19 protein-coding genes, 1 tRNA gene and 1 pseudogene are annotated in these 25,663 nt (G+C 47.1%); 13 read left to right on the top strand and 8 right to left on the bottom strand.

Annotation, left to right across the window (positions count from 1 at the left end; translation table 11 throughout):
• Nucleotides 1-109 precede the first annotated feature (109 nt).
• The 3 genes from ABDW72_RS12920 (at nucleotide 110) to ABDW72_RS12910 (ending at nucleotide 2,105) form a co-directional block, all read left to right on the top strand.
• The gene (locus ABDW72_RS12920; RefSeq protein WP_347158988.1) at nucleotides 110-877 is read left to right on the top strand and encodes a TatD family hydrolase; all 768 of its coding nucleotides are present in this window, start codon (nucleotides 110-112) and stop codon (nucleotides 875-877) included.
• A 3-nt stretch (nucleotides 878-880) separates the two neighbouring features.
• Nucleotides 881-1,957: an asparaginase gene (locus tag ABDW72_RS12915; RefSeq protein WP_347158987.1), complete on the top strand. Its 1,077-nt coding sequence runs from the start codon at nucleotides 881-883 to the stop codon at nucleotides 1,955-1,957.
• Nucleotides 1,958-2,017: 60 nt separating this feature from the next.
• A tRNA-Ser gene (locus tag ABDW72_RS12910) sits at nucleotides 2,018-2,105 on the top strand.
• 243 nt (nucleotides 2,106-2,348) lie between these two features.
• Here ABDW72_RS12910 and ABDW72_RS12905 read toward each other — a convergent pair.
• On the bottom strand, nucleotides 2,349-6,755 hold the full coding sequence (locus ABDW72_RS12905) for a T9SS type A sorting domain-containing protein (protein WP_347158986.1): 4,407 nt from the start codon (nucleotides 6,753-6,755) through the stop codon (nucleotides 2,349-2,351).
• A gap of 530 nt (nucleotides 6,756-7,285) precedes the next feature.
• On the opposite strand from ABDW72_RS12905, the gene ABDW72_RS12900 reads away from it, so the two are divergent.
• The 3 genes from ABDW72_RS12900 (at nucleotide 7,286) to ABDW72_RS12890 (ending at nucleotide 11,961) form a co-directional block, all read left to right on the top strand.
• On the top strand, nucleotides 7,286-7,684 hold the full coding sequence (locus ABDW72_RS12900) for a hypothetical protein (RefSeq protein WP_347158985.1): 399 nt from the start codon (nucleotides 7,286-7,288) through the stop codon (nucleotides 7,682-7,684).
• 299 nt (nucleotides 7,685-7,983) lie between these two features.
• Nucleotides 7,984-10,413 carry a TonB-dependent receptor gene (locus ABDW72_RS12895; RefSeq protein WP_347158984.1) on the top strand — a complete coding sequence of 810 codons (2,430 nt, stop codon included), beginning with the start codon at nucleotides 7,984-7,986 and terminating at the stop codon, nucleotides 10,411-10,413.
• A gap of 213 nt (nucleotides 10,414-10,626) precedes the next feature.
• On the top strand, nucleotides 10,627-11,961 hold the full coding sequence (locus ABDW72_RS12890) for an amylo-alpha-1,6-glucosidase (protein WP_347158983.1): 1,335 nt from the start codon (nucleotides 10,627-10,629) through the stop codon (nucleotides 11,959-11,961).
• A 194-nt stretch (nucleotides 11,962-12,155) separates the two neighbouring features.
• Here ABDW72_RS12890 and ABDW72_RS12885 read toward each other — a convergent pair whose 3' ends face one another.
• A complete protein-coding gene (locus ABDW72_RS12885; protein ID WP_347158982.1) occupies nucleotides 12,156-13,133 on the bottom strand; it encodes a GlxA family transcriptional regulator in 978 nt (325 codons plus the stop codon).
• A gap of 209 nt (nucleotides 13,134-13,342) precedes the next feature.
• Between ABDW72_RS12885 and ABDW72_RS12880 the strand changes: the two genes are divergently transcribed.
• The 5 genes from ABDW72_RS12880 (at nucleotide 13,343) to ABDW72_RS12860 (ending at nucleotide 16,005) form a co-directional block, all read left to right on the top strand.
• A complete protein-coding gene (locus ABDW72_RS12880) occupies nucleotides 13,343-13,771 on the top strand; it encodes an SRPBCC domain-containing protein (protein ID WP_347158981.1) in 429 nt (142 codons plus the stop codon).
• 14 nt (nucleotides 13,772-13,785) lie between these two features.
• The gene (locus tag ABDW72_RS12875) at nucleotides 13,786-14,259 is read left to right on the top strand and encodes a VOC family protein (RefSeq protein ID WP_347158980.1); all 474 of its coding nucleotides are present in this window, start codon (nucleotides 13,786-13,788) and stop codon (nucleotides 14,257-14,259) included.
• Complete coding sequence (locus tag ABDW72_RS12870) at nucleotides 14,256-14,675, top strand: VOC family protein (protein ID WP_347158979.1); 420 nt, start codon at nucleotides 14,256-14,258, stop codon at nucleotides 14,673-14,675. The genes ABDW72_RS12875 and ABDW72_RS12870 overlap by 4 nt, the downstream gene beginning before the upstream one ends.
• 15 nt (nucleotides 14,676-14,690) lie before the next feature.
• A complete protein-coding gene (locus ABDW72_RS12865) occupies nucleotides 14,691-14,900 on the top strand; it encodes a hypothetical protein (protein ID WP_347158978.1) in 210 nt (69 codons plus the stop codon).
• Nucleotides 14,901-15,624: 724 nt separating this feature from the next.
• On the top strand, nucleotides 15,625-16,005 hold the full coding sequence (locus ABDW72_RS12860) for a hypothetical protein (RefSeq protein ID WP_347158977.1): 381 nt from the start codon (nucleotides 15,625-15,627) through the stop codon (nucleotides 16,003-16,005).
• Between the two features lie 35 nt (nucleotides 16,006-16,040).
• Here ABDW72_RS12860 and ABDW72_RS12855 read toward each other — a convergent pair whose 3' ends face one another.
• A complete protein-coding gene (locus ABDW72_RS12855; RefSeq protein WP_347158976.1) occupies nucleotides 16,041-18,227 on the bottom strand; it encodes an Ig-like domain-containing protein in 2,187 nt (728 codons plus the stop codon).
• Between the two features lie 826 nt (nucleotides 18,228-19,053).
• Here ABDW72_RS12855 and ABDW72_RS12850 point away from each other — a divergent pair.
• On the top strand, nucleotides 19,054-20,397 hold the full coding sequence (locus ABDW72_RS12850) for a PQQ-dependent sugar dehydrogenase (RefSeq protein WP_347158975.1): 1,344 nt from the start codon (nucleotides 19,054-19,056) through the stop codon (nucleotides 20,395-20,397).
• A gap of 345 nt (nucleotides 20,398-20,742) precedes the next feature.
• Here ABDW72_RS12850 and ABDW72_RS12845 read toward each other — a convergent pair whose 3' ends face one another.
• From ABDW72_RS12845 to ABDW72_RS12830, 4 genes and pseudogenes are all read right to left on the bottom strand, one after another.
• Nucleotides 20,743-21,363 (bottom strand): pseudouridine synthase, encoded by a 621-nt coding sequence (locus ABDW72_RS12845; protein ID WP_347158974.1) that lies wholly within the window; start codon nucleotides 21,361-21,363, stop codon nucleotides 20,743-20,745.
• A gap of 150 nt (nucleotides 21,364-21,513) precedes the next feature.
• Complete coding sequence (locus tag ABDW72_RS12840) at nucleotides 21,514-22,602, bottom strand: PAS domain-containing sensor histidine kinase (RefSeq protein WP_347158973.1); 1,089 nt, start codon at nucleotides 22,600-22,602, stop codon at nucleotides 21,514-21,516.
• Between the two features lie 202 nt (nucleotides 22,603-22,804).
• Nucleotides 22,805-22,987, bottom strand: a pseudogene (locus tag ABDW72_RS12835) (cold shock domain-containing protein); the annotation flags it as partial.
• Between the two features lie 205 nt (nucleotides 22,988-23,192).
• The gene (locus ABDW72_RS12830) at nucleotides 23,193-23,384 is read right to left on the bottom strand and encodes a cold-shock protein (protein WP_347158972.1); all 192 of its coding nucleotides are present in this window, start codon (nucleotides 23,382-23,384) and stop codon (nucleotides 23,193-23,195) included.
• 458 nt (nucleotides 23,385-23,842) lie between these two features.
• Between ABDW72_RS12830 and ABDW72_RS12825 the strand changes: the two genes are divergently transcribed.
• On the top strand, nucleotides 23,843-24,958 hold the full coding sequence (locus ABDW72_RS12825) for a fatty acid desaturase family protein (protein ID WP_347158971.1): 1,116 nt from the start codon (nucleotides 23,843-23,845) through the stop codon (nucleotides 24,956-24,958).
• A 56-nt stretch (nucleotides 24,959-25,014) separates the two neighbouring features.
• Here the strand turns inward: ABDW72_RS12825 and ABDW72_RS12820 are convergent, their stop codons facing one another.
• Complete coding sequence (locus tag ABDW72_RS12820) at nucleotides 25,015-25,452, bottom strand: hypothetical protein (RefSeq protein ID WP_347158970.1); 438 nt, start codon at nucleotides 25,450-25,452, stop codon at nucleotides 25,015-25,017.
• Nucleotides 25,453-25,663 lie beyond the last annotated feature (211 nt).

Genomic DNA, 25,663 nt, shown 5'->3' with positions numbered 1-25,663 from the left:
ATTAAGTGTATAGACATCAATACCCGTCCGCAATTAAATTCCTACCTTGCAAACTTGAAGAGGAGATCGTAGGGTAAAGGAATTGCTTCATGTTAACACCAGTTTAGAAATGAATTTAATTGATTCGCACGCGCATATATATTCCGAACAGTTTAAGGCCGATCGGGCCCAAGCCATCGCACGCGCAGCAGAAGCGGGGGTAGAGCGGATTTACATGCCTAACATCGACCATACTTCTATTGATGTGCTGCTGGAAACAGCAGAAAACTACCCGCAGCAATGCCTGCCCATGATGGGGCTGCATCCGACTTCGGTGGGTAAGGACTTTGAAAAAGAGCTGTACCTGGTAGAGGAATGGCTTGGCAAGCGCCCTTTTGCAGCTTTGGGCGAGTGCGGCATTGACCTGTACTGGGATAAAACTTTTCTCAAGGAGCAGCAGGAGGCATTAAAAGTGCAGGTAGCGCTGGCCAAAAAACACCAACTCCCGCTTGTGCTCCATACCCGCGATTCGTTCGATGAAACGTATGAGATTCTTGCCGCTGCGCAGGACGGATCGTTAAGAGGTATTTTCCACTGCTTCTCAGGCACTGTAGCGCAGGCGGAGCAGGTGAAAGAACTGGGCTTTCTGATGGGTATAGGCGGGGTAGCTACATTTAAGAATGGCGGCATGGACCAGGTGCTGCCGCACCTGCAACTAAGCGACTTGGTGCTGGAAACCGACTGCCCGTACCTGGCGCCAGTGCCGCACCGGGGCAAGCGCAATGAACCCGTATACTTGCCGCTCATCGCTAAACGAGTAGCTGAGCTGATGCAAAAAACAGAAGCGGAAGTAGCCGCCACAACCACAGCCAATGCGCTTCAGCTTTTTAATCTGTAACGAATGAAAGTTGTGACTGTAGAGATAGAAACCGCTGCACCGCTCCACCCCGAAGCTTCTATTCTGATTTTTTATACGGGCGGCACCATCGGGATGGTGTTTGATAAAAAAGAGCAGCACTTGGTGCCCTTTAATTTCAGCCAGATTTTGGAGCACGTACCTGAGTTACGGCAGTTCAACTACCTGCTTACGGTGCTCACGATCGAACCTATCATTGACTCCTCCAATGTTTCGGCACACGATTGGTTCCGGCTGGCAGAGCTGATACAAGATAACTACGACAAGTATGACGGCTTTGTCGTGCTGCACGGAACGGATACGATGGCTTACTCGGCATCTGCCATGAGCTACCTGCTGGAGAATTTGCAGAAGCCCGTAATATTTACTGGAGCCCAGGTGCCTATCGGGCGGTTGCGTACGGATGCCCGCGAGAACCTGATCACAGCGCTGCAGATCGCCGCTACCAAAACAGACGGCAAAAGCACGGTGCCGGAAGTATGTATCTATTTTCGGAATCTGCTGCTGCGGGGTAATCGCACTAAAAAGATGGAGAGCAGCCATTTCGACGCGTTCAAGTCAGAGAATTACCCGCCGTTGGCAGAAACCGGGATCGACATCGACTATAACTATGAAGATATCCTGCCAACACCGATGAAGCCCTTCAGAGGGCACCGAAACATGGAGGAGCGGGTGGTGATCCTAAAGCTGTTTCCGGGCATCATGCCAGAGGTCGTGCAAAGTATACTTCATTCGCCCGGGCTGAAAGGGGTTGTGCTCGAAACCTTTGGTGCCGGTAATGCACCCACTAACCCATGGTTTCTGGCACTGCTACAGGAGGCTGTAGATAAAGGCATTTACATAATGAATGTGTCGCAGTGTGATAAAGGGTACGTGGATCAGGGGCGCTACGAAACAAGTAAATACCTGCTGGATATGGGTGTTGTTGCAGGCGCTGATATCACCACAGAGGCTGCTATTACTAAAATGATGTTTGTGCTCGGGCTTGGATTGCCCGAGGAGGAAACCCGCAACCTGCTATGTGAAAACCTGCGGGGAGAACTGACGCCTTTACCACGCTAAAGTATAAAGCGTATTAATTTGCAAGTATGGCGCTTTATACTTTACTTTGCACCACCAAACAGAGAGTTGTCCGAGTGGTTGAAGGAGCACGCCTGGAAAGTGTGTATACCTCAAAAGGGTATCGAGGGTTCGAATCCCTCACTCTCTGCCGGTAGCGATACCAAAAATAGTAAAAATCCAGTAAATTATTGATTTACTGGATTTTTTGTTTCTGCCCCTCTGCTAAATCGTCCAGTTTTTCGCATTCACTATACTTGTTAAAGCAGCAGAGATCAGGTTGTGGAAAGGAAAAGGTGTAAATCAAAATGCCCGGCTTTAGGGAAGCCGGGCATTTCAGAACAGGTTAGGCAATAGAGAAACAGCTATTGCCTTTTTGATGAATAGCTTACTGCTAGTTAGTTAAGATAAGCTTCTGGAACTGGGTGTTGTCAGCAGTGTGCAGCCGGAGAATGTACATACCCCTGGCCTGACCTGCTGCTGGTCGCCATTCTACTTCGTATGCTTTGCCAGCCTGTGCCTCGCTTTCGTAAAGGGTAGCCACTTCGCGGCCCTGGCTATCGTAAAGCTTTAGGCTTACCGGTTGGGATTGCTTCACGCTAAAGCTCACGATCACCTTCTCTGCAAACGGGTTAGGCCATCCCTTAAGGTTTGCTGTTTCAGTTACTACAGCCTCTTGTTTAGCAGCTGCTACAAGTACTGAGCTCTCTACAGGAGCTACTTTCACCAACCAGTAATCAGTGCCTCCTTGGCTAGGCTGCGTTTTATCGCCGCTAGCATCTGAATCGGACCTGCCGCCAAGTAAGTAACCTCCGTCAGCCGTATGTTGTATGTAGCGGAACTCTTCATTGCCCGCACCTCCAAAGCGCTGGTCATACTCTTTGTTACCCTGCGCATCTGTTTTCACCAGCCAATAGTCTGCGCCACCCCGGCTGGGCTGCGTCACATCGCCACTCACTTCTGAGTCGGTGCTGCCGGCCAAAATATATCCGCCATCCTTTGCCTGGATTATAGAGCGAAGCATTTCCGCTCCTGTGCCGCCAAAACTCTTATCCCATAGCTTTGTGCCTGTTTTACTAAGCTTAAGCATCCAGTAGTCTGTACTTCCCTGGTGGCTGTCCTGACTCTTATCGCCCCCCTTGCCGGATTTACTTTGGCCCGCTACAAAGTAGTCTCCGCTTCTTGTAATGCCAATCGAGTACAGCGCATCGTCTTTGCTACCGCCAAAAGTTTTATCCCATAGCCTTGTACCACTGCCATTTATTTTAACTAACCAGTAATCTTTGCCGCCCTGCGTAGCTTGGGTCTTATCACCAGACTTACCCGATGTGGAACTACCGGCAAGCAAAAAGCCGCCATCCGGAGTTTTGGTAAAGCTTTCCAGGTCTTCCCGACCTGAGCCGCCATACCGTTTGTCCCAAAGCTTCATACCGTTATTGTCAGTCATTACAACCCAGTAATCTCTGCTGCCCCGGCTGGCTTCACTCTTGTCGCCACTTAAAGGAGAACTGCTCTGGCCGGCCAAAAGGTAGTTCCCGTTATCGAGCTGGTTAACCTTGCGCAAATCATCAAACCCAGAGCCTCCATAGGTTTTATCCCATAGTTTTGTGCCGTTGCTGCTGATTTTGATGATCCAGTAGTCCTGATCACCGCGCGAGGCCTCTGTTTTATCGCCCCCTACGCCGGATTTAGAAGAACCCGCCAGTAAGTAGCCGCCATCTTCCGTAGGAATGATCCGGTTTAAATAGTCATCCGCCGTACCGCCGTAGGTTCTGTTCCAGAGCCGGTTGCCTTTTTCATCAGTTTTGATGATCCAGTAGTCGTACCCGCCGCGACCAGAATAATCCCTGTTATAGGCACTAGGGATTTCGCCTTTGTCGCCGCTGCTGCCAAAGGCGGCATAGCCTCCCAGCAGGTAACCGCCATCTTTTGTTTTGATGACAGTGGTGAACTGGTCGGTGCCCGCGCTGCCAAACCGTACATTCCAGGAATTCGGAACAGGGGGCGTGGCGGTATCTTCAACTTTAACAACCCAGAAGTCGCTGTCTTGCTGCCCGCTACCGTTCCAGTTTTTGGTGCCTCCCAGCAGATAGCTGCTGTCAGGCGCTACCAACATGGTGCTTAAGTAGTTGCCGCCAGAGGCAGTAGTAGAACCGTCATTCCCAAAAGCTTTGTCCCACAGCTTATCGCCATTCTTGTTAAGTTTTACAACCCAGTAATCACTTAAAGGCCGAAAGGCCTCTGCTCCTGTAGAATCTAAGTAAGTATAACCCGATATGTTTGCTTCCGTGCGATCACCACCTTTCCCAGAAGTAGAGGAGCCACTCAACAGGTAACCTCCGTCTGGGGTCGCCAGCAACGCAGCCATTTCGTCGTCTCCCGTCCCGCCAAGTGTTTTGTCCCACTGCTTTAACCCACTGCTGTCTATATCCATTATATAGTAGTCGTTAGGTGTCGTTCCAGACACTTGATCTATTTCATAAGTATAATTATAAGAAGTTGATCCTAACAAGTAGTGTCCATTCGCAGTAGCAATCATTGCTTGCATTTGGTTGAGAGAGCCATTTCCGTAGAGAAGCTTTTCCCATTCTTTCTCGCCAGTTGCATTAACTTTTATAACTGCTAAAGAATAGGAAGGATCGTCAAAGTTTGCAGACAGGCTACCATACATTTTAGATGTGCCGCCAACTAGGTAGCCGCCATCTGGAGTAGTAAATATGGCAGTAATATACTGCTCATCAGCTTGAAAAAAGAATGCATTGTCCCATATTTTATTACCGTTAGTATCAACCTTCACCAGCCAGGTGTCGATATAGTTTGTTTGTTCTGCGGTTCTGTCTCCTCCATCTCCGGCAGACTCTCCGGCAAGCAGGTAGTTGCCGTCCCTGGTCACTACCATTGCTTTTAATTTATCACTGTACAAGCCGCCAAAGGTTTTATCCCATACTTTATTGCCGTGGGCATCAATTTTTATGATCCAGTAATCTTCAGTTTTGCCGTACTCTGCCCCTCGGTTAGGTTCGCTCTTGTCGCCACTGACCCCGGAGAAGGAAGTGCCGCCTAGTAGGTACCCGCCGTCATTAGTGGCTATAAGGGTAGTTAGCTCATCATCTTCGCTGCCTCCAAAGGTCTTACTCCAAAGTTTATTACCCTTAGCGTCGGTCTTTACCACCCAATAATCAAAGCCTCCGCGGTTTGCCTCACTCTTGTCGCCACTGATGCCGGAGTTAGAGTAGCCGCCAGCCAGGTAACCACCATCCGCTGTTTTAAGCCCTACTTTGAGCCGGTCCGCCCCCCGGCCACCATAGCTTAAAGCCACTGTTGTATCTACAGGTGGCGGTGTGGCAGTATTCTTTATTTTGATAACCCAATAACCTTTTTTGTCACTGCTTTTCTCGTTAGCTGCAACCGAACCCGATTGTCCTCCTAACACGTAATCTCCATCAGCAGTTGGTAAGATGGTTTTCAAAATATCAGCCCCTACTTCCTCACCCATTTCCGGCGTGGTGCCCCCTCCAAAAGTTTTATCCCAGAGTTTGGTATTACCATCTTCCGAAACTTGCACGATCCAATAGTCAAAATCACCTCGGCTCGTTTCGCTCTTATCCGTGTCAATACCTACGTTAGCGAAGCCGCCCAACAGATAACCTTCTGCGTTAGCTACAACCGTGTACATCTTGTAATAGCCATTTCCACCAAAAGTCTTATTCCATACTTCCTCACCTGCATTGTCTATTTTAACGATCCAGTATCCCTTCTTATCTTGGCTCTTGCTGCCACTTAAGTTAGACTGGGTATCACCACCGAGCAGGTAATTACCGTCAGGAGTACTGATCATTGTTTTCAGGATATCATCTTCATTGCCTCCAAAAGTTTTATCCCAGACTTTTTGCCCACTGTTGTTTATCTTTACAACCCAGTAATCTCTGGTGCAATACTGGCCTTGACAGGTACCGAGGTTGGGCTGGCTTTTGTCACTGCTGCTTCCTGATTTTGAATAGCCTCCCAGCAGATAACCGCCATCGCTGGTGGCTAATAAAGCCGTGAAGTTATCGTCCTTATCGCCTCCGAAAGTTTTATCCCAAACCTTGTTTCCCTGGGCATCTATCTTCACGACCCAATAATCATTAGCTCCCCGGCTGGCTTCACTCTTGTCGCCGCTTATTTCCGAGCTAGAATAACCTCCCAAGAGGTAGCCTCCATCAGGGGTGATTACAATAGAGGATAAGTAATCTGATCTGTTACCCCCGAAAGTTTTGTCCCATACTTTATTTCCCTGCGCATCTATTTTTATAATCCAGTAGTCATAGTTAGGTATCCAGGATTCGAGTGCTTCGTCCCTGGGGCTGTTTTCTTCACTTTTGTCGCCACTTTTACCGGAGCTAGAATAGCCGCCCAGCAAATAACCATTGTCTGCCGTCTTTATTATAGCTTCCAAATGCTCATAGCTGTTACCCCCGAAAGTTTTGTCCCATACCTTGTTACCCAGCGCATCCGTTTTCACAATCCAGTAATCTCTTTCTCCTTTATTAAGCTGAGTTTTATCATCGTTGGTGCCTTTAAATTCGGTATCACCCCCTAAGAGGTAACCTCCATCCGGGGCAGCGACCATCGTTGCAAATTCAATGTTTTCTTCATATTCACTCCCATAGGTTCTGTCCCATTCTTGGCTAATTTGCTGCCCCAGAGCCGTAGAAGAAAGGCTTACAAAAAAAAGTAATAGGCCTATTATCCTGTTCCACCGGCGGCTGAGAAGAAGAAAAGGTAAGTACTGTTGAATGTGCTGTAACTTTGTTTTCATAGGAAGGCTTTTAGTATATATAAAATGTGACAATTTAATGATTCTAAGCGAACTAAATTAAATACTATAACTCTGTTTAATAGGTTGTTATAACATTTATTATAATTGTACAATGATTATATAGCTTTGCAAAGCTTCCTTCAAATTCTTCGTTTTATGCTGGTATTTAGATAAACAAAATAGTACCATGTTTTTGGAATAATTCTCTGATTAGGAAATCGTTGTTAGATTTAAAAGCGCATTCAATCAATAGATCGGAGCTATACTCTTTAGCCCAATCTGCTTTAACGCTTTTGCTGTTCTCTGTCGGCACCCGGGCAGGACAACGAATGGGCCAGAGAGCGGCATCCTCTAATTTATTCCTGAAAGATGGTTTACAAAGTTGTATAGAAGACAACAGGTAGGATATACATAGCTGTGGAGGCTTTTAAAATACAATCTTTGTTTTTATTCCTATATTTAATGAGCAGCAGGAAGTGTTCTGGCACTTTCCTGCTAATAAGTGGCCAGTAAGTGTAAAAAGAGAAGCCGTGATCATACCAAACCCTATCGTAAAACTTGACTACAATCCTTCCAAAGATGTGCTGGTAGTTGTATGGCCTGATTTCAACGAATATGCAGTGAGCGAGGCGATGTTCGTGATGGATGCAGTTATTGAAACCATCAGGCATTATGATGTGAAGTATTTGTTGACAGATACCCGGAACAGGATGATCAGTATCCCCGATGCAGTATATAAAGAGATGATGCTCAAGTTCACAAGAGACTTGGCAGCCACACGCCTTCAGCGAATGGCGCGTGTAGTGACGGAAAGTAGCCGCAGGGAAAAGCCCATTAGCGAAGTGAGGCAGGAGGCGAATCTTGGCATACCGATGCAGCACTTCTATAGCGTAGAAGAAGCCTTGGATTGGCTCACCTCTCAGAAGTAGGAGTAAGAGCCTTTTGTTTTAGCAGCGTTTAAGAATAGCTGGCAAGGTGAACGGTGAGTATAACATAGAAATTAAAATTAGCTTGTTTTATCTAAGGTTTATCGGCCGTTTACCAGTGGTAAAAACCTTGCCCTAAGTTGCTTTGTGATCACTCAGTTGATGATGAGCCTGAACATGAGAAAATGGGCTTTAATTTCTGTAAAACGAAACTACAGTGCAGGATTCCAGATAAACAAAATGGCGCGGCTTGCAAACATTAAACGCCTAAGTATGTACTACCATTACAACATACAGGTACCATGCGGCTGTTATTTATTTTAGCATTGCTTTTCCCGATACTTACGCTGGCCCAAACGGGTGTGATTACTGGTAGTGTCAGAGACAGAAATACACAGGAGCCACTTGTCGGAGTCTCTGTTGTGCTAGCAGGGGCACAGTTGGGTGCTTTGAGTGATGCACAGGGCGACTTCCGAATAGAACGTGTTCCTGTTGGCTCCTTTACCGTGCAAGCTTCTTATGTAGGGTATCAAACGTTAAGCAAGTTCAACGTCAGTATTACGGCTGGCAACATGCAGATACTGAATTTTGAACTGGTGCCGGCAAGCAGCCAGTTGCAACAGGTAGAAATTGTGGCCGACCGCAGACAAAGTGCCGCCGCAGCTGACCTGGTAACGCCCTTGTCGGTACAGCGCCTGAGTTCGGAGGAGATCAGTAGCAACCCAGGAGGTAATTTCGATATTTCGAAGGTGGTGCAGGTGCTGCCAGGCATGGCTACCAGCGGAACAGGGGGCGGCAGCCGCAATGACCTCATCATCCGGGGTGGTGCGCCCAGTGAAAACGTGTATTACCTGGATGGAATCGAGATACCGCTTATCAACCACTTTACCACCCAAGGCAGTGCAGGTGGAGCTACCGGAATACTGAACGTCTCGTTTATTGAAGACCTGAAAGTAAGTTCTTCAGCCTTTGATGCCCGTTATAGTAATGCTTTGGCCGCTGTGTTTGAGTTCAGCCAGCGCAGCGGTAACCCCGATCGCTTTTCCGGGAACATACGCCTGAGCGGATCGGAACTGGCCACTACTTTTGAAGGGCCCATCGGCTCCAAAACAACCTACCTGGTATCTGCCCGGCGTTCCTATCTGCAGTTTCTATTCAAACTCCTCGATCTGCCCATTCGGCCCAATTACTGGGATTTTCAATATAAAGTTGACAATAAAATAAATGCCAAAACATCACTCTCCTTTATAGGTGTAGGGGCCATAGACGAGTTCTCGTTTGGCGTACCCCGCAACAGCACCCCTGAAAACGAGTATATCCTGCGTTCTATTCCGTTGAACAACCAATGGAATTATACGACCGGCATAGCCTTAAAGCGGCTAATAAATGAAGGCTATGTAAATGTAGCTTTAAGCCGGAACACTTTTAATATCGACCTGGAGAAGAACGAGGCAGCCCAAACCGGCGGCGTTCCCCTTAAAACGCTGCAATCCAGCTCCCGCGAAACGGAGAACAAGTTGCGGATCGATGTAAATAAGTATCAGTATGGCTTCCGGTATGCCTATGGGATATCAGGCCAGTATGTGCAATTTACGAACAATCTTTTTAGCCAGATACGTCGTGAGCTCCGCGACGCAGCTGGTAACGTAGTGCAGCCAGGTATAACCCTGGATTATAATACCGACCTAAGCTTTTTCAGGTATGGCGCTTTCGGGCAGGTGTCCAGGTCTGTATATAACGATAAACTAGGCATCTCATTTGGCATCCGCTCTGATATGAATACGTTTACAGCGAAAGGGCGAAATCCTTTAAAAACCTTCTCTCCGCGTCTGGCACTTTCATACTTGGTGTCTGATAAGTGGACCCTGAATGCGTCATCCGGCGTGTACTATAAACTCCCTTCCTATACTATTCTTGGCTTTCAGAAAAAAGGAGCGTTTCTGAACAAATCAGCCGATTACACACAAGCCATCCATTATGTGCTGGGCACTGAATACCTGCCTCGCCCGGATTTACGATTTACCCTGGAAGGATTCTACAAAGATTATAATAACTATCCTGTCTCCGTACGCGATGGAATCTCATTGGCTAACCAGGGCGGTGACTTTGGTTCTATTGGGAACGAGGCCGTGCGCACAACTGGCGATGGGCGGGCATATGGCCTAGAGTTTTACATGCAGAAGAAATTGACAGAAAGCACTTTTTATGTGCTTTCTTATACTTACGTGCGGAGTGAATTTGCCGGAAGTGATGGCCGCTACATCTCCAGTGCCTGGGATTACAGACACCTGCTATCCGGATTGTTTGGTAAAAAGCTTTGTCGCAACTGGGAGCTTGGGGCGAAATACCGCTATGCAGGTGGGGCGCCCACAACGCCTTTCGACCTGGAAGCGTCACAAAGGAACTATGCTTCCCTGGGCGTGGGCATACTTGATTATGCCAGGCTTAACACAGAGCGGCTGCGCCCTTTCAGCCAGCTTGATATTCGTGTAGACAAGAAATGGAATTTCAACCGCGCTACCCTGGACCTTTTCCTGGACATAGCCAACGTGCTTGCCAGCAAAACGCCCGGCTATGACCGCTATACTTTCCAGCGCAACGAAGACAACACTGGCTTTGCTACCACCGACAACGCTGCCTTGCGAGCCGACGGCGCAAACGCGCTGCCCGTCATCCTCAGCAACGACGATGGCAACCTGGTGCCGACGCTTGGGTTTATTGTAGAGTTCTGATATGATCAGACAGCACAAAAAGAGGCGTTGGTTGTTAAAATGAATAGGTTAGCAAAGTATAACGTGCGGAGCTAAATGAGGTTGAAGCCCGTAAAGCAGGGAGCAAAGCAGGAGAGACTGGATGGGTATAGCTTAAAAACAAAGACTATCTGTAAGCGCTTAAAGTATACGGCAGCCGCACAACAGGCTAATAGTGCGGTATAACTGAAAGTAATGGATATAGCAGGAAAACAAGTACAACAGGAGGACGCATTGCAGACCGATGCGCAAATAAAGGAGCTCGTACGGGAGCTGCTATACAAAAACATGATTAGTGGCCGGAAAGCCGGATTTAATTATCATTATACCAAGCCCTCCCCCAGCACATATCCCTTCCAATACTTCTGGGACACCTGTTTTCACATCTTTATACTTACCGAGTTGGGAGAGGTGGAGATGGCAAAAAAGCACATGAGGAGCTTATTCCGGATGCAGCAAGCAGATGGCTTTGTTGGCCACATGAGCTATTGGGAACGGCTGTGGCCTGCCCGCGTTACCGACCTGCTGCAGCTGAAGCCCCGCGACGTGTTGCGGCTCTACAAACCGCACATGTCTGCTTTGGTGCAGCCACCGCTGGCAGCACAGGCAGTACTCCGCATCTATGAAAAGAGCCACGATACCGCTTTTCTGAAAGAGATGCTGCCGAAGCTCAAAGCATACTATGGCTGGCTAGCCACCAACCGCGACTTTGAGCAGGAGGGACTGCTCTCCATTATTACACCCTTTGAATCAGGTATGGACTGGAAAGCCAGCTATGATCCAGTGCTAAAGTATACCAAAGGCGTTGGCGGTCCGCTGTTGTTCTGGAAGGTGCTGCAGGTAGATGCCCATAACTTCCGGATGGGGTATAACCTGCCTAAGATTTACAAAAGCAACAGATTTATAGTTAAAGATGCTGCGTTTAACACAATCTACGCGCAGAACCTGGAAGCGCTGGCACACTTATGCAGCCTGGCAGGGGATGATGCTGGACCTCGTTTTTTTGCACAGGCCGAAAAGACAGCTGCCAGTATCCTGAAGTACATGTATGATGCGTCGGAAGCAGCTTTTTTTGACCTGTATGGCCATCATTTCACAAAACTGAAGGTGCATACTGCTACAATCTTTTTCCCCGTGGTACTCAAGAGTGTGCCTAGAGATGTCTGCAGGAAAGTTTTGGAAACGCACCTGTTCCACCAGGATGGCTTTCATGTCCAGTTTCCGATTCCCTCGCTTGCCATAGATGAGCCTGCGTTTAAACCGGGCGAATCCTTATACATTTGGCGTGGTCCTACCTGGGTTGTTTTTAATTGGTTTGTGCAAGGCTTTCTGCTGGAAAAGGGCTATAACGATCAAGCTAAAGAATTACTGCTGACTGTAAAGCGGCTGATCCATAAAAGCGGGTTCAGAGAGTACTACGACCCTTTTACCGGAGAAGGGCATGGAGCAGAGGATTTTACCTGGTCCGGTTTGCTGGTAGACATGCTCAACAAGCATAAAGAAGCAACATCTACCGGGAAAAACGACTGAGCTGTTGCTTAAACTTCATGTTGTCAGGAGTTTACTGCTGTCAAAGCAGAAAGCTCTTCTGCTATTTGCTATCCCTTATGATGAAGGCATTAGATATTCTGCCTAATCAAACCAGCAAGGGGGGCAGCAGAGATTGTGCAGAAGTAAAACGCATCAAATTTTCTTAACAGTAGCGTAAAGTGAGTAGCTATACTTTAGTTGCGAACGGTTTTATTATACTTGTTGCGGTAGGCGAGGGGCGTCAGGCCCGTGATTTTCTTGAAAATAGTCCGGAATGCTTTGGTATCGGTGTAGCCAACATCAAACATCACTTCGTTGATATTCTTACGGCTGGATTCAAAGCTTCGCTTGGCCGCTTCAATCTTTACCCGCTGAATGTATTCCAGAACCGAATTGTTGGTGGCTTTGTTGAAACGGCGCTCAAAGCTCCGTCGGCCGACTGCAGCAGTAGCGGCCAGCTCATCTATCGTAATCTTCTCAGTTACATGTTGCTCAATGTATTCCTGTGCCTGTTGGATAACCGCATCGTTATGATTCTTCTGCCCTTTGAACAGCGCAAATGCTGCCTGGCTGTTGCGGTCAATATCAATGGCAAAGTACTTGGACGCAAGTATAGCGGTCTCGCGGTTGGTATACTTTTCTACCAGGTGTAACAGCAGGTTCCAGTAAGAGTTGGCTCCGCCACTGGAATAAAGGCGTGTATCTTCCGTCACGATGCTGCCATCCACTACCTCCACTGCCGGAAACATTTCTCTGAGTTCCTGGGCATAACCCCAATGCGTCGAACATTTTTTGCCATCAAGCAAGCCGGTAGAAGCCAGCAAAAAGGCACCTACACACAACGAAGCTACTTCTGCACCACCATCATACTGCGCCTGAATCCAGGGGATGAGCTCCTGATTAGCCGCAACAGCACCGGCCATATCGCCAGCCAGGGCAGGTATAAACACCAGGTCTGTTGTCCTGACTTCCTGCAGTTGCTTATCTGTGTGCACCGTAAATAGGCCGCCATTTAGTTTTACTTCATGGTTGAGGCCTACCAGTTGCACCTGAAACAGGGGCGGTTTGCCCTCCATCGCCAAAAACTGGTTAACAACCGTGAACAGGTAGCGCGGATCTGCTATGGCCTGCATTACAGACGATTCCGGAACAAGTATCGAGACATGCTTCATACTTCAAATATAAGTAATCCTGTCGCAAATTACCCTTTTATTGTCGCTATCGCCCGTCTCATAATCTAGTGGTTTACTGTAAGTTTGTTTAAATGATTTTAGCATAAGCAGCAGCAGAAATATACAATGCAATTGCCACCAGAAAGCTAAAATCGACAGTAGCTAAAACTTAACACGTGCGTGAAGTCCTTTATCTTAACTTTATAAGTATGAAAACGGAAGAAATAACAGCCATTACAGTGGAGACCACTCTTGCGGCACCTGTAGCCCAGGTATGGTCACTTTGGACGGAAGCTCGCCACATCAAAAAGTGGTATTATGCCTCCGATGATTGGTATGCGCCTGATGCCGTGAACGACCTGCAGGTTACGGGCACATTCAGCACCACAATGGCAGCTAAGGATGGAAGTATGGCCTTTGAATTTGAAGGCGTTTATACCCGAATCGTACCCTTAAAAGCTATAGATTACACGCTGAACGATGGCCGGAAAGTGTCTGTTATTTTTACCTCGAAGGGCAACGAAACCACCGTGACAGAAGTTTTTGAACCGGAAACCAGTCATCCGCTGGACTTACAGAAGAACGGATGGCAAGCCATTCTGGATAACTTCCGCAAGTATGTAGAAACGCAATCATAACAAATATACCCAACATGATACAGCAAAAAATTACGCCTTTTCTTTGGTTTGACAACCAGTCAGAGGAAGCCATGAAGTTTTATACTTCCATTTTCAGCAATTCGAAGATCGGCACCGTGACCTATTATGCCGATGGAGCGCCGCTACCAAAAGGCACCGTCATGACAGCCAGCTTCCAGTTGGAAGGGCAGGAGTTTGTTGCCCTGAACGGAGGTCCAGTGTATACATTTACCCCAGCCGTGTCGTTTGTGGTCACCTGCCAGACGCAGGATGAAGTTGATCATTACTGGGATAATCTTGTGGAGGGAGGCACTGCGATGCAATGCGGCTGGCTACAAGACAAGTTTGGGGTGACGTGGCAAATTGTACCGGCCCAGCTGCCCTCGCTGCTGCGCGATAAAGAAAAAGCAGGAAAGGTGATGCAGGCCTTTATGAAAATGAAAAAACTGAGTATTCCGGACCTGGTGAAAGCATACGAAGCCGCATGAACATCAACTCCTACCTGACTTTTAGCGGAAACTGCCGCCAGGCCATGACTTTTTACCAGCAGAGCCTGGGCGGGGAACTCAGCTTACAAACGGTAGGCGAATCCCCGATGGCAGCTAAAATGCCAAAGCACCTGCAGTCCTGCATTCTGCATGCAACGCTCACAAGCGGCAGCCTGGTATTGATGGGGTCGGATATGGTGGGCGAAGCGGGTTTAAACCGGGGCAATGGAGTTGCTATGATGCTTCATTGCGACAGCGAGGCGGAATTAAGGGCCTGTTACCAAAAGCTGGCCCATGGCGGCACGAAGACGAATCCGCTAGAGCTTACGTTCTGGGGAGCTTTGTTTGGCGATCTCACGGATCAGTTTGGGAATCAGTGGCTGTTGCATTTTCAGGCAAGGGAAGCATGCGGTTAAGGAATAGCTTACACGATGGTGGAAATCTTTAAAACCAACATTACGGATAAATCAACAGCGGACAACCTTCTGGCGCAACTGCAACAGAAGTTACCGGCAGCAAAGATCACCTTTGACCTGGATGATTGTGACCATATTTTGAAGGTAGTACACTATGCTGAGATTATTGCGCCGGTAACAGAGCTTTTGCATCAGCAGGGATTTGAGTGCGAGGTGTTAGAGTAAATTTACTGTTACACCGCAGTAAATCATTTTCTTTGAACGTATTGTGTTTTAAAGGGAAGTCTTGCCTATTAGCTTCAAGCAACTTGCCCGGCATTTAGCCAGCGGCAAGCACCCCATTTTCCGGAACGCTGCTACGTATAGCAGCGTTTTTTTGCGCTTTTCTCAATGCTATTGTAAGAAGCACAGGCGACAGTTTCCCTAGCTCCGTTCTGGTAAAACCTGATTGCTCTACAAATATAAAGGAGCTATAATTCAGTTTTATACTTGTCCTGCAATCGGGGAAGTTTGCTAGAACTTGCATCAGAACGGTGCTTGTTGCAAAGGATCTTCATATGATTTAGCAGGGGCTTTTGAAAACTACGTATTTGTTGATGGCAATCTCAGTATAACTGCTGATGTTTAAAAAAGCTATTTACTGTAATTTTAGGTGTGGCTACCTGTACACCTTTATCTTAGAAAAATATGGCAACAAAGCTTAGGCAATGTCTGCTTTAGCTGGGTAACAGTTGCATATAGTCAAACAGTTGGCAACAGGCGGCATTAACAGGACAAAGCTGAATTGAAACTAGAGCGCCAAATGTAAGAAGATTCTGCTGAAAATGTTGCTGTATAAAATTGACTTTCAGTCTGGTAAGGCTAATCCACATAGATTACCATCGGAGGTATTCCGAAACTATTGCCATATGCTTCTTTCATGATCCTTAGCCCGAACAGCCCTCTTAAAATGCATTATAACCCCTCCACGGATATTCTTTACGTGGAGTACCCTGATCTGGGATCCTTGCAGCTTCCGGTGATCAAGCACAGCCTGGCTGTTTTGGTAGAGAACATCCGCAATTACGATGTACGCAAACTGTTGCTTGATTCGAGTGATTCCGAAGTATGGGTTAGCGAGAAGGAAGGCAGAGCCGTGGCCTTGCAACTGACCAGCGATCTAATGAAGACCCGGCTTTTGAAAGTGGCGCACGTACTGCCCTTAGACCCAGATCGGGAAAAAAGAGTGCAAGCGAATATCAACCAGGTACCACGCGGTACACGCCCTTACCAGTTGCAGACCTTTGATACGAAAGAAGATGCAATGGCCTGGTTAGGAGCGCGCGACTAAACACTTCTTTGCCGGCCAGTAAAGCACTGAGGGCTTTACTGCACAATCACTTTTCTATACTCTACCTTGCCGGATGCTGTCTGAGCTTTAACAAAGTATAAGCCACCGTGTAGCGCGGGAGCTACGATCAACTCTGTTTTAAGGGTGCCATCTGCTTTAGACGTTAGTTTCCGGACATCTACAATGCGTCCTTCCACGTCGATCATGGTGATAAGCACATCCTCTTGTTGCCCCAACTGATGCAGCATCAGGATCATTTTTCTATCTTTTACTGGGTTCGGGTAAACCAGCATACTCACCGGCTCATCAGCTGGAGGCATAATGATCTTTGCCGGGTCATTTGCTTTTAGCAGCGTGATCTGTGGCTTGCCTTTGCCATTTACATCAAAGTATTCTGAAATATATAGGTTGCCTGTAAACTCATCTTCTACTACATCCAGCGGGTTGGCATAGGGGCGGCGTAAGCCGGGTACCTGAATACCTTCAACTGCACTTACAATCTCCTTGGTAGTTGGGCTGGGCTCCAGCACGATCAGGTCGTCACCGCCACTAAACCGGCAGATCAAAAGCCGGCCCTGCAGCTTACCGTCAAAGGCATTGCTGCGATACTCTATGGCGCCATTTGGCGATATATTAGGGCCAAAATTATACACCCAGCCCCGGAAGTTTGGCTCCTTTGGAGTACCCACGGCATAGCCGTACGTCTTGCCTTTGTTGGTCCATACTATTTCGGCCGGATCTTCGCCACCGGTGGGGTTGCCGCCATTAAGGATGTATTCATGCCGTAGCGCATTCGGGTGTCCGTAATAGCCGCCTTTCTCCACCCGGTACAGATAATCGCTTTGGGTAGCACGTACATTGTTCATCGCAGGAACATCCACACCGGTATAGGGCTTGCCATTTGACCAGATGGTGCTAGTTGTAAGTGCAGGTGTGCTGCCCCCTGCTGCTGAGCCATTTGTGGGCACGTATAACTGGCCGTTGCTGTGCCACACCATATCGTAAGCATTCCGGATGCCCGTTGCAAAAATCGTGAGCGGTGCATTTTTGGCATAAGGATTGTAGGTGCCTTCGCCGTCAGGCGTTTTGGCATCTATCGGCAGCGTTTGCTTTTCTGCTTTAGAAATATCCAAACGAAGAACAGCGGCTGATAAAAGCCTTTCCGGCCTGTTGCCCCACAACTTATTTGCCGCTCCCATGGCCGTGTTGCTACCCATCAGCACATAAAGCGCACCATCTGGGCCAAAATCAATCGAGTTGATGGCATGGTCTTTTGTGGAGCGCGGCAGGTTGGTAACATACGTTTTGCTCTCGGGCTTGTCCGGATTATTCAGGTCAATACGAGTGATCTTGCTCGACCAATCGGGTGCACCATTAAAAGATGCCGAGGAATGGCTCATCCAAGCCACCAGGTTATCGGCTGTTGCAAAAGGGTCAAAATGGAAACCGATCAATAACTGGCGGGTGTCACCAAAAGGGGCGATCGTTACCTGGTTGTTCAGTGAACCATTTGCATCAATATCCCAGCGTTCAATTTTGCCGCCGGAGGTAGTAGCATACAGGCGATGGTCCGGGCCTATAACCAATGTTGTGAAGCCATCATCGCCCGGGCTGGTGGTGATGAGCGTCTTGGGTGTAAAAGCCACGCCGTCCAATCCTGCCATTTCCGTTGGGGTCGTGTTGGTGGTGGTAAAGCGGGACGTAAACGGTTTCATCGCATAGCCGTTCAGGTCCTTTACCTGATCTGTTATTTCAAACTGATAAGTGGTATTCAGCGCCAGGGAGGCGGAAAGCGTAATGGCATCTCCGGCAGCAGTCGTATTAACCGCCGTGCCGGAAACCGGCTTTTTAAAAACGCCGATTACCTCGTATAGCCGCACGTTTGTGCTGTTAACAGTACTACCATCAATGGATTTGCCACTCGGAAATTCCAGGTCTACGGAAACAGATTTATCTAGAGCTACTTCAGATGCATCATTTGCCGGCCGCACCGCCGATACATAAGGTCGTAGCGAGTCAGGAATAGCTGCAGATGCCTGGCCCTGCATAACAAAGGTTGAAAAAGGGATTGGCGGCTGTGGATGGTTGGTAGCCGCAGCAGTAACTTCCGGAAGGTAGAAGGCAGATTGTGCACTTGCCAGTATACCGGTTGCCAGGCAAAGGGTAGTCCACTTGCCTGCTGTTAAGAGGGATATTAAAGTTTGAGTAAGCTTTCTTTTCATACAATGTTGATTGCAATCGGAATATATGGCGGCATCGGCCAGGATGATTGACCGGCAGGAGTAATAAGGGGTAAAGTAGCTGATAAATAGATGGTTAAAGCATACAGGACTTGCTTACCAAAACAAATGGACCATGTGTTTTGCAGGCCCGCCACCGCATACCTGTTAAACTGCAACAGTGGAGATGGTGCAGATAAAGCATCAGAATGATTTTGAAGCTGACGGTCGTAAAGAAGATCAGAATTCAATCTAAAGAGGAATATATTTTTATATATATTTTATCTGGAGTATAATACTGTTTTAAGGCATAAAGGTTGGGTTGGTTCATACTTGATAAGTTTAGTTAAGTATAATTAGAGTTTAATATACTTGTAATTAATAAGTTACAGGCCGTCTTTCAGTAAAATAATTGATGCATATGTATGAAATGTATTCATTCAAGGTACCTGCGCGCACATCAAATTCTGACTGCTAGTATAAAATGATGAGCTTACCGAGTAAGCAAGTGTTGGTTGCTCATTCTTGTCGCAGCAGGGATCAAGGCATCCTGCTTTATTAAAATTTATATTATTAGCTTATCAAAATTATATACACAGGCAACCATCCGGCAAGTTAATGCGTGAAGGAAGAAACGCGGTATGCTACTTAAGTTAAATGCTGCCCTTTTTCATACCTGGCGCAGCAAACAGGCGGCTGCTTACCCTTTAAGCCGCGGAATGTACACCACCCTTATATAACAGCACCTGCTAGTGACACACCGCTAACGCGCTTGCAGCCGTTCCTCACTTTGCTGTAAAATCTTATCTCTCAAGCTTAATTTTTACCTATGAAAGTAACCAAAACCTTAAAAACAGTCTTTACGTTTGGTCTGGGCCTGCTTCTGCTGGCCTGTAATAAAGACAACGACAACTTCCCGATCGGAAACAGCGACTCAATTAAGTTAGACCTGGTGGCAGAGGGGCTCACTTCCCCGGTTTTTCTGACGCAGGCACCCGGCGATCCTCAACGCCTCTTTGTGGTGGACCAGATAGGAGTGATCCGGGTAATCAAAAACGGCGAACTGCAGGAAACCCCCTTCTTGGATCTCAGAAACAAGCTGGTACAGATTCGGCCCGGCTATGACGAAAGAGGCACGCTGGGATTGGCTTTCCACCCGGACTATGCACAAAATGGCCGGTTTTATGTATACTACAGCGGACCTCTCCGCGGATCAGCTCCCGGTAATTTCGATCATACAAACTATGTTTCGGAGTTTAGGGTGATGCCTGGTGATATGGACATAGCCGATCCATCATCAGAAAAAATCCTGCTGGCTGACGATCACCCACAGCTGAACCATAATGCCGGCACTCTGATGTTTGGGCCAGACAGATACTTGTATGTTTCGATTGGTGATGGCGGCGGCGGCGGCGATGACGACTTAGGCCACGTGGAAGACTGGTATAAGGTAAATGACGGCGGCAACGGGCAGGACATTACGCAGAACTTGCAGGGCAACATCCTGCGGCTGGACGTGGACAACGGCTCGCCTTATGGTGTACCAAATGATAATCCGTTTGTTGGTAAGGAGGGCCTGGATGAGATCTATGCCTTCGGCTTCCGCAACCCGTACCGCTTCTCCTTCGATAAGCTGACCGGCATGCTGATTGCCGGTGATGCCGGGCAGGAGCTTTACGAAGAAGTGGATGTGGTGGTAAAAGGCGGTAACTATGGCTGGAATGTGAAAGAGGGCCGCCATTGCTTTAACACCGCTGATCCGCTGCACCCACTTAGCAAATGTCCGGATACCGATATCTGGGGCAACATTCTGATCGATCCGGTTATTGAATTCGGTAACATTGAACACGTGGCTGGTGGCCTTGGTGTTGTAGTAGTTGGCGGCTATGTATACAGGGGCTTAAACAACGTGCTTGGCCTTGGTGGCGACTACTTATTCGGCGTCTGGTCGCAGGGAGATGCGGAAAAGAGCGGAGCTATCTTTGCTTCTCATGCTTCGGCTAACGCAAGTAACTGGAACCATCGCAAGCTCTCCATCAGTAACACACCTGATCACGAGTTGGGCCACTACCTCCTTGGCTTCGGCCAGGACAATGCAGGTGAGCTTTACGTGCTCACCACCGACAATTCAGGACCAAGTGGAAACACCGGTAAAGTTTATAAAATAAAATAAAAGCATCGCTTCAGTCCGAAGTAACAGGCGTATCAGTTTATCGCCAATGTAGTGTTAACAAGCCGGATAACTCCCGCAACTAGCTTTTAAAACGGCGGTGCTACATTATACTTCAGGCATGTTTAATATGTAGTTCCAAAGATTCCACGGGTACAGCCTATACTTCGAGGCAATTAGAAGTATAGGCTGTACCCGTGGTCTTTTGCAGTAGTATGCGAGAAGGAAGTGCAGAAGCAAAGTATAGCTGCAGCACAGCAAGTAACGTATTCTTGTGCTGCTTTCGCTAGGTTAAAGGTCTGCAATACTTGTGTGAGGTACCTGCCAAGGCGATGCTGCAAGTATACTTTAAGGTGATTCAGAGCAGGAGTGAGGTATTACTGCCTGGTTGAAGAGAGCCGGGGAGAGGGCGAATTCTGTTACCTCCTGCACAGCTCCCTGCGACATGTCGCCCAATTGAATAGCCCCGATCCGCACACGTACCAGGCGCAAGGTAGGGAAGCCGACAGCGGCAGTCATCTTTCGCACCTGCCGGTTCTTGCCTTCTGTGAGCGTGATAGACACCCAGCTGGTGGGGCCATGCCTGTCATCCCGAATACGCCGGCTGCGTTCGGCAAATCCCGGATCAGCTGTAAGCCGCGATGCTATACATGGTTTAGTCCGATAATGTGTGCCTTCAATGCCGATAAGAACCCCTTGCTGCAGTTGTGCAATCGCTGCATCACTTATGAGGCCATCTACCTGTGCATAATACTCTTTTTCAACTTTACAGCTGCGCACCTGTTCACTAACCAAACCATCCGTTGTCAGTAGCAGCAAACCTTCGCTGCCTTCGTCCAGTCGGCCAATAGCCATGGTGCCTACCGGGAAATCGTATAGCTCGCCTAGCAGCTTTTTCTTCTTTTTATCGCAAACAAACTGGCTGATATAGCCGAAGGGCTTATGAATGATGAAATGGCGGTGCTGCATACAGGTAAGCGTTGTGCTCGCAAAGGTAAGCTTTCATCACAATATTTTCTGCTGCGTTGCGGGTAGGAAAGAAGGCTGCGGCAAGTATAAGCAGTTACTATTAGCTATACAGCTGTTTACCTGTAAGCAGCACAAGGCTGCTAGGGCAGGTTAATCCTTCGGTATCTCGATGTAAAAGGTAGCGCCCTGGTTTTCTTCACTTTCAAACCACACCTGGCCGTTATGCCACTCCACAATCGTTTTGATGATGGACATACCCAATCCAATGGTTGGTTCACCTTTCAGGCCTTCGCGCCTTGCCTTGGTAAACTTATCAAACAGTTCTTTGTGGTACTTTTTAGGAATGCCTATGCCATTATCCTCTACAATAACTAAAACGGTGTTTCCCTGATCTTGCAGGTCAACTTCTATAATGCCGTCGTCGCGCGTAAACTTGATGGAATTAGAGATCAGGTTATTGATAACCTGCATAAACTTGTTCTGATCTATAGAAGTATAAATCGCCTTTGTTGAAGTGTTGAACCGGATGTCTTTCTTAAGTATCTGCTTCCCATCCTTGTACTGCTCAATCACCTCCTGCACCTTCTCCACCAGGTTCACTCTGCGCTTAATCAAGCTGGTGTTTGATGATTCGAGGAATTCCTGATTCACAAAATCGCGGATCAGCTGGAGGCTGTTTTTGCTGCTTGCCTGTATGATGTCAACCAGGTTGCTCAGGTCGGCATTTTCGTACGCTTCTACTTTTTCAGAAAGCAGGTTTGATAAGGATTGGATGTTGGCAATTGGGCCTGCCAGGTCATGCGACAGGATCTCGAGGATCGAATTTTTTTTGGCGGCAAACTTCTGCAGGTTGCCAATATTGTCTTTTGCTGCGGTAATGTCTTCAGCAATACCGGCAATAAATTGTTTCCCATCGCGATCAGTAATTAGCTGCGGCGTCATGCAGATCCATTTTACCACTTTATCCGGAAGCACAATGCGGAACTCCAGGTCGCGCTTCGGAATGCCGTTCAGAAGCTCAGCATATTCTTTAGCCAGGTACTCCTTGTCATCCACATGGATTGTATCAAATATAACAGCCGAATCTGCTAATACATTTTCACCCGGAATCTTCCAGATCTGATCAAAGGCGCTGTTTAAAGAAACGATTCTGCGACTCTCCAGTTCATAGGAGAATAATACCTTGTTAGTTTGATCAAGCAGGTGTTTGAATATTTCGAAATTGCTGCTTCTGTTCATGTGTGTACTCTAAGAGGCTTTCTGCTACACCGATTGTAAGGACAAGGACATAAAAAAAGTGGGATGCTGCCTTTACCAGCTCGTTTTCCTGATGATCTGCTCCGGACAGGACGCAATTTACATCTGAGAAACAGTAGGATGGCGTATCAGCAGGCCCACACTTTGAGGTGCAACAATCGTCTTACTTTTCCGGATCGGGAGTTGGCTCTGGCGGTGTAGAAGTAATGTTGCCGAAATCATCTACATACGCAATCATTTCGTCCATACTCTTTCCCTTATTGGAGTTCACTTTTCGTTCCTCCTTTTTCTGTTCTTTGTTCTGTCTCTTTTTCAGCTTCTTCTTTTCTTTTTCTTTTTTACTAAATGTTTCCTGAGATCGACCCATAATGTACGTTTAGGTTAATAATGTCTATTTGCTATTACTGCCTACGATTTTAAAACAATTGTAGCTAATCTTAAGCCCGTTCGTGCGGATAAATAGAACGCCTGCTGCTATTAGCAGCGGCAGTTTTAGAGACCAGGCAATAATAAATAAAAAGAAAAAAGCCTTACGGGTAAGTAAGGCTTTTTTCTACGACTGATATGGTTTATTAAACGCGTTTTACGTTTACCGCATTTAAGCCTTTTCTTCCTTCTTGCAAGTCAAAAGTTACTTCGTCGTTTTCCTGGATTTCGTTAATAAGTCCAGATACGTGTACGAAATACTCCTGATCTGAATTTGTTTCTTTAATAAATCCGAACCCTTTCAGGTCATTAAAGAATTTTACTGTTCCTTGATTCATAATAATTGTTTAGTATACTATTAAGACATAAATATATGTAAAACCATTCATTTTTGCTTGATTAATTTCCAGCTTCGCCCGAAAACGCGGCTGTAGCTGTTTAAAGCTGGTATTTATTTTTAGACTTCAGACTGGCTTCTGCGTTTTCAGGTACGTGCTCGCGCATGCCTTTCCTCTTGCAAATGCTGCAAACGCGAATGGTAGTATGTTTGAAGCTTAATATAGGTATGGTTTGATACATTTAGCTAGTTCTGCAGTAACTTTCTTTTCTATTTGTGGTACTTTTACGCAGAATTGTACGTTATCATACGGTGAGCTGTACTTTATATTTACGTATTGTATAAAGGCATCAGCTTGTATTTTCTTTTCTGATTGGTGTTATTGCAGCGAGTGAGGCTCTGGAATTCCTATATCAAGAAGTTATTTCCATTTAGTTGCACCTCGCTGAACAGCACCATATGTCAAAAAAAATCAAATTTACTAACTGCCATCAGTCTGCTTTTTTTGCTACTACCCGCAGCAGGGTAGAGGCACATTTTAAAGCAAACAATATTTCTAAAAATGCGAACGGGCTGATGTGGACCAAAACGGTTTTCTTCCTCACCGGATTTATCGCTTTATACTTATTGTTACTGACTGGCTGGTTTGGGCCGCTGGTTATGCTGGGGCTTACTTTAGTTCTAGGCGCTTTCGCCGCTTTTGTAGGTTTCAATATTTGCCACGATGCCATTCACGGTTCTTTCTCCAGCAACTCCCATGTTAATAAAGGCCTTAGCTACATTTTTAATCTGGTTGGAGCCAATCCTTACCTGTGGAATATCACCCATAACATTGTACATCATACTTACACCAATATACCTGGTCATGATGAGGACATTGAAGTCGCACCGGGACTGATCCGATTGGATGCCACTGAGAAGGTAAACAGCATTCAACGCTACCAGCACCTGTATGCATTCTGGCTGTATGGTCTGGCGTCGCTCTCCTGGGTACTGCGCAAAGACTATATTAAGTTTTTTAAGAAAAGCATCGGTCAGCACAGCGCCAAACATCCTAAAAGTGAGTATTTTAACCTGTTCTTCTATAAATTTCTGCATTACTTTTTATTTATAGGCGTACCGATGCTGGTGCTTGACCTCACTTGGTGGCAGGCCGCTATCGGTTTCCTGGTGATGCACCTGGCCGAAGGTGTGGTGATGGGACTTGTTTTTCAGCTGGCGCACGTAGTAGAAGGCACTGAATTTCCGATGCCGAATGAAGATGGTAACATAGAGGAAGCCTGGGCAGAACACCAGATGCGGACTACTGCTAATTTTGCTCCTCAGAGCCCAATAGCTGCTTTTTTCCTCGGTGGCCTTAACCGGCAGATCGAGCACCACCTTTTTCCGAAAGTATGCCACATTCATTATCCGGCCATTGCTGTGATTGTGCGGCAAACAGCTGAAGAGTTTGACTTGCCTTATAATGAAAGTCCAACGTTTTTAACGGCCATTTGCTCGCACTACCGCATGCTCCGGAAATTGGGAAAAGAGGCTTACCACGAACAGACAAACCCTGCTGTACTAGCTGCCTGATGTTCCTGCTGAAGTATAAGCTGGCATTTATTATAGCAAGCTGTGGGTCTTGCTACTTACTTTATAGCAGGCGTAACAAGTATAGCTTCTTTCGTAAGCCACTTCAGCGCTTCCTGCTGGTTGCAAAAATTTTGGATCGGGAAGTTGATGGCGTGCAATGCTTCAGCGCGCGTAACAATCGATTCTAACGCGAGGCGATAAAAAACATTGTCGGGGAGCACCCGCGCCAGCTTCTGCAACGATGTCTGTAGCAACGCTTCATACAGCGTTGTTACAATCCATTCTTTCACCTCCGCTGTCAAGGCACCAAATACTTCCAGGTTTACCAGCGCGCGCTGTATACGGGTAGCAAGCAACACCTCAGTAAGTTGTAGGCTGCCAATTTTAATTTCCTCTTCATTTACAGGGCGCAGCCATTCTGCATAAAGCAGGTTGCTGTTGGTATCTATCCTGATCCTGTTAAAATCTGATTCATACATAGTTTTAAAGAGCATAGGCTTTTAAATTAAAATGAAAAGATAGTGTGCGGAAATGCAGGTGGCGATTGATAGCTGCGGTTTACAGTTGGTGTTGCGGCCGGGGAGCAGTAGATTGTTGTTTATATAACAGCTTTGCAACTGAATAAAAAAGCCCCCGCATAACGGAGGCTATTTGGTTTTGGCTAAAAGTTGAGGGTGTTTTTACTTGGACTCGTCTTTGGCAGCG

The sequence above is a fragment of the Pontibacter chitinilyticus genome (genome assembly GCF_039748935.1).
GTDB lineage: Bacteria > Bacteroidota > Bacteroidia > Cytophagales > Hymenobacteraceae > Pontibacter > Pontibacter chitinilyticus.
The sequence above is the reverse complement of the archived record's forward strand: the minus strand, read 5'-3'. Positions and strand labels throughout refer to the sequence as shown.